This window comes from Ramlibacter sp. (assembly GCF_029866045.1).
GTDB lineage: Bacteria > Pseudomonadota > Gammaproteobacteria > Burkholderiales > Burkholderiaceae_C > Ramlibacter.
Genome location: NZ_JARXAB010000172.1, coordinates 54,256 through 65,025, shown reverse-complemented (window position 1 = coordinate 65,025; position 10,770 = coordinate 54,256). Strand labels below are relative to the sequence as shown.

At 66.1% G+C, this 10,770-nt stretch carries 8 protein-coding genes; 6 read left to right on the top strand and 2 right to left on the bottom strand.

What is annotated here, in order from left to right:
• The coding region (gene dbpA, locus QE494_RS17120) for an ATP-dependent RNA helicase DbpA (protein ID WP_300045368.1) at nt 1–1,314 on the bottom strand (1,314 nt) is incomplete at its 3' end.
• A 79-nt stretch (nt 1,315–1,393) separates the two neighbouring features.
• On the opposite strand from dbpA, the gene QE494_RS17115 reads away from it, so the two are divergent.
• From QE494_RS17115 to QE494_RS17095, 5 genes are all read left to right on the top strand, one after another.
• Complete coding sequence (locus QE494_RS17115) at nt 1,394–2,302, top strand: LysR family transcriptional regulator (protein WP_300045365.1); 909 nt, start codon at nt 1,394–1,396, stop codon at nt 2,300–2,302.
• 69 nt (nt 2,303–2,371) lie between these two features.
• Nucleotides 2,372–5,281, top strand: coding sequence for a molybdopterin oxidoreductase family protein (locus tag QE494_RS17110; RefSeq protein ID WP_300045363.1), 2,910 nt, complete (start codon nt 2,372–2,374; stop codon nt 5,279–5,281).
• A complete protein-coding gene (locus QE494_RS17105) occupies nt 5,278–5,943 on the top strand; it encodes a 4Fe-4S dicluster domain-containing protein (RefSeq protein WP_300045361.1) in 666 nt (221 codons plus the stop codon). Before QE494_RS17110 ends, QE494_RS17105 begins: the two co-directional genes overlap by 4 nt.
• Nucleotides 5,940–6,875, top strand: coding sequence for a DmsC/YnfH family molybdoenzyme membrane anchor subunit (locus QE494_RS17100; RefSeq protein WP_300045359.1), 936 nt, complete (start codon nt 5,940–5,942; stop codon nt 6,873–6,875). Before QE494_RS17105 ends, QE494_RS17100 begins: the two co-directional genes overlap by 4 nt.
• 31 nt (nt 6,876–6,906) lie before the next feature.
• Entirely contained in the window at nt 6,907–8,676 is a 1,770-nt protein-coding gene (locus QE494_RS17095) for a SulP family inorganic anion transporter (RefSeq protein ID WP_300045357.1), read from the top strand.
• 31 nt (nt 8,677–8,707) lie between these two features.
• Here the strand turns inward: QE494_RS17095 and QE494_RS17090 are convergent, their stop codons facing one another.
• Nucleotides 8,708–9,601, bottom strand: coding sequence for a LysR family transcriptional regulator (locus QE494_RS17090; protein WP_300045355.1), 894 nt, complete (start codon nt 9,599–9,601; stop codon nt 8,708–8,710).
• A gap of 160 nt (nt 9,602–9,761) precedes the next feature.
• Between QE494_RS17090 and QE494_RS17085 the strand changes: the two genes are divergently transcribed.
• Nucleotides 9,762–10,754: a tripartite tricarboxylate transporter substrate binding protein gene (locus QE494_RS17085; protein ID WP_300045353.1), complete on the top strand. Its 993-nt coding sequence runs from the start codon at nt 9,762–9,764 to the stop codon at nt 10,752–10,754.
• Nucleotides 10,755–10,770: the final 16 nt, after the last annotated feature.

Genomic DNA, 10,770 nt, shown 5'->3' with positions numbered 1-10,770 from the left:
GTCGACCGCCACATAGGTGGCGAACTCGTTGATGTCGATCTTGCCCACCTGCTCGCGGGTGTAACCCAGGTCGGCAGTGAGGGCGCCCAACACGTCCCCGGGTCGAATCTTTTCCTTGCGCCCGGCCTGGATGTGGACAGTCGCCATCGCAGGAAGCAGCCGCTCGCCTGGCGTCGGCGTGAGCTCGGCGAGTGGAGACCATACGGAAGGCCGGCCCTGCAACTGGTCGATGCGACCGACCGCGCCCATATCGTCCATGGAGGCGAGGCTGAGGGCCAGCCCCGTCTGGCCGGCGCGGCCAGTGCGGCCGATGCGGTGCACATGGGCCTCGGGGTCCGGCGAGATGTCCACGTTGATCACAGCTGCCAAGCCGGCGACGTCGAGCCCGCGCGCCGCCACGTCGGTGGCCACGAGCACCGAGCAGCTTCCGTTCGCGAAGCGGACCAGTACCTGGTCCCGGTCGCGTTGCTCCAGGTCGCCGTGCAGCGCGAGGGCGCTGTAGCCCTGTGCCTGCAGTAAGGCCACCAGCTCGCGGCAGCGCGCCTTGGTGTTGCAAAAGGCCAGGCTGCTGGCAGGCCGAAAGTGCTCGAGCAGGCGGGCCACGGCTGGCAAGCGGTCGCGTTCGCCGACCTCGTACCAGCGCTGTTCAATCTGATCGCTGCCATGCTGGGCGTCCACCTTCACAGTGACCGGGTCACGCAGAAACTGGGCGGCGAGCCGGGCGATGCCCTCGGGGTAGGTGGCCGAAAACAGCAGGGTTTGCCGCTCGTCTGGGCATTGGCCAGCGATCTTGGCGATGTCGTCGGCGAAGCCCATGTCCAGCATGCGGTCTGCTTCGTCGAGCACCAGCGTCGCGAGGGCGTCGAGGCGCAGGTGCTCGCGCTCGAGGTGGTCGATCACCCGTCCGGGCGTGCCGACGACCACATGCGCGCCGTGGGCCAGGCTGTTGGTCTGTCCGCGCAGCGGGACGCCGCCGGTGAGCGTGACCACCTTGATGTTGTCTTCGGCCCGTGCCAGGCGCCGGATCTCAGTAGTGACCTGGTCGGCCAGCTCGCGGGTGGGGCACAGCGCCAGCGCCTGCACCGCGAAGCGGCGCGGCTCGAGTCGGGCCAGCAAGGCCAGCGCGAACGCTGCGGTCTTGCCGCTGCCGGTCTTGGCCTGGGCGATCAGGTCGCGCCCTTGCAGTGCGGCGGGCAGGCTGGCCGCCTGGATGGCGGTCATCTCGAGGTAGCCGAGCCGGCGCAGGTTCTCCTGGGCGGCGGCGGAGAGGGCCAGCGTGTCGAAACTTTTGGGGGCTGGCGCTGAGAGGGTCATGGCCCGATCTTACGCAGGTGGCAAGCGCGCGAGTTGTCCAGCCGGTTCCCCGATAATTGCGCCAACCCTGGGACATGTGGTGAATCAAAAAATCGATCGACGGCTCAAGCTCACGCTCAGCCAGCTGGAGGTCTTTGCCGCAGTCGCGCGCGGCGGGAGCACCCGCGCCGCCGCAGACGAAATCTCCCGCTCCCAGTCGGCGGCCAGCAATGCGCTGGGCGAGTTGGAGACCGCGCTGGGGGTTCGGCTCTTTGACCGGGTCGGGCGCAAATTGATCATCAATGAAAACGGCCGGGCCCTGCTGCCGCGGGCGGTCAGCGTGCTGGAGGAGGCGGCCCAGACGGAGGCCCTGTTCCGCGCGCCCCACGCCACCCCCCTGCGGCTGGCATCGAGCTACACCGTGGGCGAGTACCTGCTGCCCCAGCTCATTGCCCAGTGGAAAGCCAAGCACCCGGGCAGCCATGTGCTGATTCAGATCGTCAACACCCACGACGTGGTGGACGCGGTGGCGTCTTTCTCGGCGGATGTCGGCTTCATTGAAGGCTCGCTCACCCAACCCGGGCTCAAGGTGCGGCATTGGCGCAGTGACCAGATGGTGATCTTCGCCGCCAAGGGCCATCCGGTGTCCCGGAGAAAGCTCAGCCCCCGGCAGCTGGCCAAGGCTTCCTGGGTGCTGCGCGAGCCGGGCTCCGGGACGCGAGAGGCCACCGACCGGTGGCTGCTTCCCCACCTGCCGGAGATGCAGGTGGAGCTTGAATTGGGCAGCAACGAGGCGGTCAAGCGCGCGGTGGCGGCGGGCATCGGGCTGGGCTGCCTGTCACGCCTGGCGGTGCACGAGGCGATTGAGCAGGGGTGGCTGGTGGAACTTCCCACCGCCTTGCCGGAGATGAAGCGGGCCCTCTCCATCGTGCTGCATCGCAACAGAAAGCTGGGCGCTGGCGCGCAGAGCTTCCTTGACGACTGCCTCGATTCGGCCGACCTGCGCTGATCGATTTTTCGGGTCAGTGTGATAAAAATTATCGGCCGAGTCGATTGATTCGGCGGTGAACATCGGGGTATGGCTGAGCTGTTTTCTCGCGATCCGCTTCACGACCCCGAGCGCAGCAGCGTGCAGGGGACCGAGGTCAAGACGACCACCTGTTACATGTGCGCCTGCCGCTGCGGCATCCGGGTGCATCTGCGTGAGGGCGAGGTCCGTTACATCGACGGCAACCCCGAGCACCCGCTGAACAAGGGCGTGATCTGCGCCAAGGGCAGCTCGGGGATCATGAAGCAGTACTCCCCTGCGCGGCTCACCCAGCCGCTCCTGCGCAAGCCCGGCGCAGACCGTGGGGTCGGAGAGTTTGAACCCATCTCCTGGGAGCGTGCGTTCGAGATTCTCACCGAGCGGCTTGGCAAGATCCGGGCGTCCGATCCCAAGAAGTTTGCGCTGTTCACCGGCCGTGACCAGATGCAGGCTCTCACCGGCCTGTTCGCGCGCCAGTTTGGCACCCCCAATTACGCGGCGCATGGCGGCTTTTGCTCGGTGAACATGGCCGCCGGAATGATTTATTCGGTGGGCGGCAGCTTCTGGGAGTTTGGCGGGCCAGATCTTGAGCGCGCCAAGCTGTTCGTGATGATCGGGACCGCCGAAGACCACCACAGCAACCCTATGAAGATGGCGCTTGGCAAGTTCAAGCGCGAAGGGGGCCGCTTCATCTCGATCAACCCGGTGCGCACCGGCTATTCGGCCATTGCCGACGAATGGATTCCGATCCGGCCCGGTACCGACGGTGCCTTGTTCATGGCGCTGTTGCACGAGCTGATCGAGGCCGACCTGATCGACCGGCCCTTCCTGCAGCGGTTTACCAACGGCCCGCAGCTGGTGGTTCTGGACGAAGGCGAGCGCGAGGGGCTGTTCGCCTTTGACCCGGACAACGGCCCACCCGGTGACGGCCGCAACCCGCACAACAAGCTGGCCTGGGACACCCGGAGCCAAACTGTCGTGCGCGCCTACCCCGAGGGGAACGAGGAGGGCCGTGAGCTGGCCCTGGAGGGGCACTACCAACTGGCCGACGGCACCCGGGTGGCGCCGGCGTTTCAGCTGCTGCGCGAACGGGTGGCAACGACCACGCCGGAGTGGGCCTCGGCCATCACCGGCATCCCTGCGGACCGTATTCGTCGGCTTGCCCGGGAGCTGGGCGAGACCGCCTTGCACCAGGCCTTTGAGCTGCCCATTGCCTGGACGGATTCTTGGGGCAAGCGGCACGAAACCACGCAGGGGCGGCCGGTTGCCTTTCATGCCATGCGGGGCCTGGCGGCGCACTCTAACGGCTTCCAGACGGTGCGCGCGCTGGCGGTGATCATGAGCGTTTTGGGCACCATCGATGCCCCGGGCGGATTCCGCCACAAGGCGCCTTATCCGCGGCACATCGTGCCCAATTACCGCGCCTTCAACGACCCGGCGATGGTCAAGCCCAACACGCCGCTCAATGCCGCCCCGCTCGGCTTTCCAGCCAGCCCCGAGGAGCTGGCGGTCTATGCGGACGGCACTCCCCTGCGGATCGACCACGCTTTTTCGTGGGAGCACCCGCTGTCGGCGCACGGGATGATGCATAACGTCATCACCAACGCGGTGCGGGGTGACCCCTACACCGTCGACACCTTGATGATCTTCATGGCCAACATGGCGTGGAACTCCACGATGAACACCATGGAGGTGCGTGAGAAGCTCAACGCCAAAAACGAGGACGGCAGCCACCGCATCCCCTTCCTGGTGGTGTGCGACGCCTTCCAGAGCGAAATGGTGGCCTACGCCGACCTGGTGCTGCCCGACACCACCTACCTCGAGCGGCACGATGTCATGAGCATGCTCGATCGGCCGATCTCTGAGTTTGACGGCCCAGTCGACTCGGTGCGTGTGCCGGTGCTCCCGCCCACCGGAGAGTGCAGGCCCTTCCAGGAGGTGCTGGTGGAACTGGCCTCGCGCCTCAAGTTCCCGGCCTTCACCCAGGACGATGGCAGCCGCAAGTTCAAGGACTACCCGGACTTCGTGGTCAACTTCCAGGCCCAGCCGGGCGTGGGCTTTCTCATGGGCTGGCGCGGCAAGGACGGCACCGAGCACCTGCGCGGTGAGCCGAACCCGAACCAGTGGGAGATGTACGCCAAGAACAACTGCGTTTTTCAGTGGCACATGCCCGAAGACCAGCAGTACATGCGCAACTGGAACCAGCCTTACCTTGATTTCGCCAAGGAAAAGGGCTGGCGCCAAAAAAACGATCCGGTCCAGCTCGCCATCTACTCGGACACGCTGCAGTCGTTCCGGCTGGCGGCGCAGGGCAAGACCCAGGGACGCCAGCCGCCGGACGCGCTGCGGGAGCGGGTGGCGACCTACTTCGACCCGCTGCCCTTCTGGTACCCGCCGCTCGAAAACGCCGCCATCGATGGGGAGCGCTTCCCGCTCAGCGCCATCACCCAGCGGCCGATGGCGATGTACCACTCCTGGGATTCGCAAAACGCCTGGCTGCGCCAGATCCACAGCCACAACTACCTGCATGTGAACTCCAGCACGGCGCAGGCGGCGGGTATTGCCGACGGGGGCTGGGCCTGGGTGGAGAGCAGCTGGGGCAAGGTGCGTTGCATGGTGCGCTTCAGCGACGCGGTGGAGCCCGGCACCGTTTGGACCTGGAACGCCATCGGCAAGGCCTCCGGTGCTTGGCAGCTGGCGCCGGGTGCAGACGAATCGCGCAAGGGCTTCCTGCTCAATCACCTGATCTCGGAGGAGTTGCCACTGGGTGAGCGGCGTATCAGCAACTCTGACCCCATCACCGGTCAGGCCGGCTGGTACGACGTGCGCGTGCGGCTCTCGCCCGCCGAGCCGGAAGAGGAGGCAACCTCCTTCCCGCAGGTGCCGACCATGCCGCAGACGCCGGGCGTTCTCGGTGGCGCCCGCAAGATCATTGCCTACTTCGCCTCTAAAAAATCATGAACGAGCCACAGCCTCCCCAGGAAACCTTGGCCAAGCAACTGGCGCTGGTGATCGACCTGAACGTCTGCGTGGGCTGCCATGCCTGCGTCACCTCCTGCAAGGAGTGGAACACCTCGGGCGCAGCCGGTCCCCTGTCGGACCTCAACGCTTTCGCCGAGAACCCCAGCGGTACCTTTTTCAACCGCGTTCAGACCTTCGAGGCGGACAGCTACCCCGACACCCAGACCATTCACTTTCCCAAGAGCTGCCTGCACTGCGAAGACCCGCCCTGCGTGCCGGTGTGCCCCACCGGCGCGAGCTACAAGCGCGCCAGCGACGGGATCGTGCTGGTGGACTACGACAAGTGCATCGGTTGCAAGTACTGCAGCTGGGCCTGCCCCTACGGCGCGCGGGAGTTCGACGAGGAGCGCAAGGTCATGACCAAGTGCACCTTGTGCGTTGACCGCATCTACGACGAGCTGCTGCCGCCGCAGGACCGCCAGCCCGCCTGCGTCAAGGCCTGCCCCACCGGCGCGCGCCTGTTCGGTGATGTGAAGGACCCGGAGTCCGAGGTGTCGAAGGCGATCCGTGAGCGGGGTGGCTATTCGCTGATGCCCGAGTGGGACACGCAGCCTGCCAACCAGTACCTGCCCCGTAAGATCACGACCGAGGTGAAGGGGTGAAGCCTGCGCTGTCCATCATCCTGTTCACGACGGTGTCGGGCGCTGCGCAGGGCATGGCGCTGGTGACCGCCGTCGCCACCTTAGCCGGAAGCGCCCCGCGGGCAGCAACGCCACTGCTCCTGTGGGCCAGCACCGCGATGTTGGTGCTGGGGCTGGTGGCCTCCTTCTTTCACCTCGGCCACCCGTTGCGGGCGTGGCGGGCCGTTCTCATGTGGCGCACCTCGTGGATGTCGCGTGAGGTGATCGCGCTGCCGCTGTTCATCGGGCTGACCTTCGTCTCCGCCTGGCTGACCACCTTTGGCTACTCGGATGGCCCATGGGCCCATGCGCTGGCGGTGCTGACGATCGCGGGCGCCTTGGTGCTGTGGTACTGCACCGCCATGATCTACATGTGCATTCGCTTCATTCAGGAGTGGGCGCATCCGCTGACCCTGGTCAATTTCGCGCTGCTCGGGCTTGCCTCGGGGCTGGTAGCCTGCGGCGCCCTGGCCTGCGCCGCGGGCGACCTGAACTTTGCCCGTGCCTGTGCGCCCTGGGCGCTCGGGGCCACAGCGCTGGCCTGGGGGACGCGCGTGCTGTCGTTGCGGCGTAATGCGAGCATCAAGCCGAAGTCGACCCTTCAGTCGGCCACCGGCATCCGGTCGCCGCGGGTGGTTCAAAAGTCGATGGGCTTTACCGGTGGCTCTTTCAACACCCGCGAGTTTTTTCATGGCGCTTCCCTGCGCCTCATGGGCCAGGCCAAGATCGGGTTCCAGGTGCTGGTGTTCGCGGTGCCGATGGCATGCCTGGCCTGGGCCCTCTTGTCCATGCATCCCCTGACCGCATGGGCGGTGGCCGCTGCCTCGCAGGCGGTCGGTTTGCTGGTGGAGCGCTGGTTCTTCTTTGCCCAGGCGCAGCACCCGCAGAACCTCTACTACCAAGTGGTATCGTGACCGGTCTTTTTCGATCACGCATGAACGCCGGATGAATTGGACCCCGTGGCTTCCCTTCCTGCGCTGGTGGCCACGCGTCAACCGGCAGACACTGCGCTTTGATGCCATAGCGGGCCTCACCGGCGGCATTATCCTCGTGCCACAGGGGGTGGCGTTTGCCACCGTGGCCGGCATGCCGCCGGAGTTCGGGCTTTATGCGGCCATGATCCCCGCGATCGTGGCCGCCCTGTGGGGCTCGTCCTGGCACCTGGTGTCGGGCCCCACCACCGCCATCTCCATCGTGGTCTTTGCCACCATGAGCCCACTCGCGGCTCCCGGCAGCGAGGCCTACGTCAAGCTGGTACTCACGCTCACGCTACTGGTCGGGGTGTTCCAGCTCCTTCTGGGCCTTTTGCGAATGGGGACGCTGGTCAACTTTGTGTCGCACACGGTGGTGGTGGGCTTTACCGCAGGCGCGGCCATCCTGATCGCGGCAAGCCAGGCTCGGTACTTTTTTGGCGTCGAGATTCCCAGGGGCAGCAGTGTCTTCACGGTGCTGTCCGAGCTGCTGCTTCAGATCGGGGCCTATAACCCTTATGTCACCTGCGTCGCGGTGTTTACGGTGGTGGTCAGCGTGGTCACCAAGCGCTGGCTGCCCCGCCTGCCGCACCTCATTGCCGCCATGCTCGCCGGAAGCCTGTTGGGCGTGGCCCTGGAGGCGGCCCTCGGTGCGGGGCAGACCGGTATTGAAAGCATCGGTACGCTGCGCGTCGGGCTGCCGCCCTTGTCGATGCCGGATTTTTCGGTGTCCACCATCGAGCAACTGATTCCGATCGCCATCGCAGTGGCCATGCTCTCGCTCACCGAGGCAGTGTCCATCGCCCGTTCAGTGGCGCTCAAAAGCGGGCAGCGCATCGACGGCAATCAGGAATTTATCGGGCAGGGCCTGGCCAATATTTCGGGTGCTTTTTTCTCCGGTTACGCCTCGAGCGGCTCGTTCAACCGCACCGGCCTGAACTACAGCGCCGGCGCCCGCACGCCGCTGGCGGCGGTGTTTTCGGCAGCGTTCCTGTTTCTGATCCTGCTGTTTCTCGCGCCACTGGCCAAGTACCTCACCGCGCCTGTCATGGCCGGCATCCTCTTCGTCGTGGCCTGGGGCCTGATCGACTTCCACCATATCGGCGACATCATTCGTTCAAGCCGGCAAGAGGCCGCTGTGCTGGCGGTGACCTTCCTGGCCACGCTGACCTTGCAGCTCGAGTACGCCATCTATCTGGGTGTGCTGGTCTCCATGGTGTTGTACCTGCGGCGAACCTCCCGCCCTGGGCTCGAGCCCGTGCAGCCGGTGCCTGGTATTTCTCCGCCGGTGTTCGCGCCCTCTGGGGAGTCGCCGCAGTCAGTGGCAGGCCTCACCATCGTGCGACTCAACGGCTCGATCTATTTCGGTGCGGTCAATCATGTGGAGGAGTCGCTTCAGGCGGCAGACGACGGGTGCCCTGGCGCTCCTCACCTGCTTTTGATTGCGGCGGGCATCAACTTCATCGATCTGGCTGGCGCCCAGATGCTCGCCAACGAGGCGCGCCGACGCCAGGCGCTTGGCGGAGGGCTCTATCTGTTCAACATGAAGGAAGAAGCCCTGGGCACGCTTCGCGGCAGCGGGCAGCTGGAGGCGATCGGTCTCGACAATATCTTCCGGCTCGGTGATGACGTGGTGGGCGTGCTCACTGCGCGTATTGCGCAGGGGCAGGGACAAGGGCAGGGTCAGGACGCACCAAGCGCGCCAGCCCCCTCCCGCGCCGAGGCGCAGCCCGCCGGCAGTTGAGGCAGGCCTGACCTCTGCGGCCGCGGCCGCCTTAGGGGCCGATGCTGTCCGTCAACGCCTGTCGGAACAACTGCAGCATGGCGTTGTGACCAGTGGCGCCCCGCACCAGCAGGCTCACCTGCATCGGCTCCACCCCCAGGCGAAAGTTGAGGATGGCGATCTGTCCCAGGGCCTGCTGCTGCTCGGCGGCGCGTCGCGGGGCGATGCTCAAAAGCCCCGACCCGGCCACCACCGCGATGTTCTGGATGTAGGTGGCGGTCTCGACGGCGGGGTCGGGCGGGAGCAGCCCCGCGCGCATGAAGGCCTCGGCGAAGGCCTGCCTCACGCTGGAGTCCCGGCGCTGCAGCACCCATGACTCCTTCGCCAGCCGCTTGAAGCTGATGCGGCGCTCACGAAGAATGGGGTGGTCAGGGCGTGCCACCACGCACACCTCGTCGCGGTACAGGGGCAGCATCTGGAGGTCCGCCGCAAGCTCCTGGGGCGGCAGGCCTTCGGAGGGGAGCCTGCCAATCACTCCGTCAAGTTGTCCAGCGAGCAGTTGGTCGAGCAGTTGGCGGCCGGTGCCTTCTTGGGTGTGCAAGGCGCCGCCACCAGCGGCTCGGAACCGCTCGATCGCCTGTGGCATGTAGGTGACGAAGGCCTGCGGCACCACGCCCAGGCGCAGCACCGTGTCCCGGCCCTGGCCCACGCGCTCGAGCGCTGCGGTCAGGTCATTGAACTCATTGAGGAGGGTGCGCACTTTGTCCAGCAGCGCCGAGGTGGCGGGCGTGGGCGCCATGCCCTGGCGACTGCGGGTGAACAGCTGGAGCCCCAGCAACTGCTCCAGGTCATTGAGCATGCCGGTGGCGGCCGGCTGGCTGATGCTCAGAAGGCGCGCCGCCTTGTGCAAGGTGCGGTGCGTGACCAGATGGTCGACCAGCTGCAAGTGCCGGAACTTCAGGTGAGAAAGCGACGCCGAGGAAGCGGGGGACGCGGAGGAGGGGGCTGGCAAGATAACCTGCGCTTATCAAAAGACAAGGAAAAACGATTTTACGCTTGTCACCCGAGTTTCTAGACTGGGGGCAGACTTCACAGGAAATCAACCCATGAATCAGCCTTGCACGATCTCCCTGGCCCAGCGCCTGCGGCCGGCCCTCCTTGCGGCCCTTTGCCTGGTGAGTGCCGGCGTGCACGCAGCCTGGCCCGACGACCAGCCCATTCGGATCATCGTCCCGCAAGCCGCCGGCGGCACCAACGACATCGTGGCCCGCCTGGTGGGCGCCGAGCTGGCCCGGGCGCTCAAGCAAAGTGTGGTGGTGGAAAACCGGCCGGGTGCTTCAGGCGCCATCGGCATGCAGCAGGCGGCGCAGGCCCGGCCCGACGGCTACACCCTGGGCCTGGCGTCCGATTCCACCGCCATGCTCGACGCCTTTCGCCCGACCCTGCCCTGGAAGTTTCGCCGTGACTTGATGGGGCTGGCGATGGTGGGCGATCAGCCCATTAGTCTGGCGGTCCCCGCAGCCTCTCCGCTCAAGAACCTGGCCGATGTGGTCGCCCAGGCGCGCAGGCAGCCGGCCAAGCTGGCCTACGGCACCTCCGGCATTGGCACCTCGCAGCATGTGGTGGGCGAGTGGTGGTCCAAGCTCGCCGGGATTGACATGGTGCACATCCCCTACAAGGGCGGTGGCCAGGCCTCGACCGATCTGGTGGCCAATCAGGTGCCAGTGGCGGTGCTAGGTCTCGCGCCGATGCTGGCGCAGCACCGTAACGGCAAGGTTCGGGTGCTGGCCGTGACCTCTCCGCAGCGCAACGCCGCCCTGCCCGATGTGCCGACCTTCACCGAGGCGGGCTTTCCGCAGATCGCGATGACGCAGTGGGCTGGCCTAGTGGCACCCACCGGCCTGCCCGAACCCATCGCCCGCCGTCTGTCGGAAGAGATTTCGCGCATCGTGCAGTTGCCGGAGATCCAGGCGAAATTAGGCGAAAGCGGCATCACGCCCTCGACACTGCGCGGCGCAGCCTTTGACAAGTTTCTTAAGGACACCGTCGCCCAGTGGGAAAAACTCATTCCCACCTTGAACATCAATCTGGTTGACTGACCGTTTGCCGATCGCC

Excerpts from the sequence above, each read along its gene's own strand:
- QE494_RS17110 (WP_300045363.1), top strand. The coding sequence starts at position 2,372 with ATGGCTGAGCTGTTTTCTCGCGATCCGCTTCACGACCCCGAGCGCAGC.
- QE494_RS17105 (WP_300045361.1), top strand. The coding sequence starts at position 5,278 with ATGAACGAGCCACAGCCTCCCCAGGAAACCTTGGCCAAGCAACTGGCG.
- QE494_RS17095 (WP_300045357.1), top strand. The coding sequence starts at position 6,907 with ATGAATTGGACCCCGTGGCTTCCCTTCCTGCGCTGGTGGCCACGCGTC.
- QE494_RS17085 (WP_300045353.1), top strand. The coding sequence starts at position 9,762 with ATGAATCAGCCTTGCACGATCTCCCTGGCCCAGCGCCTGCGGCCGGCC.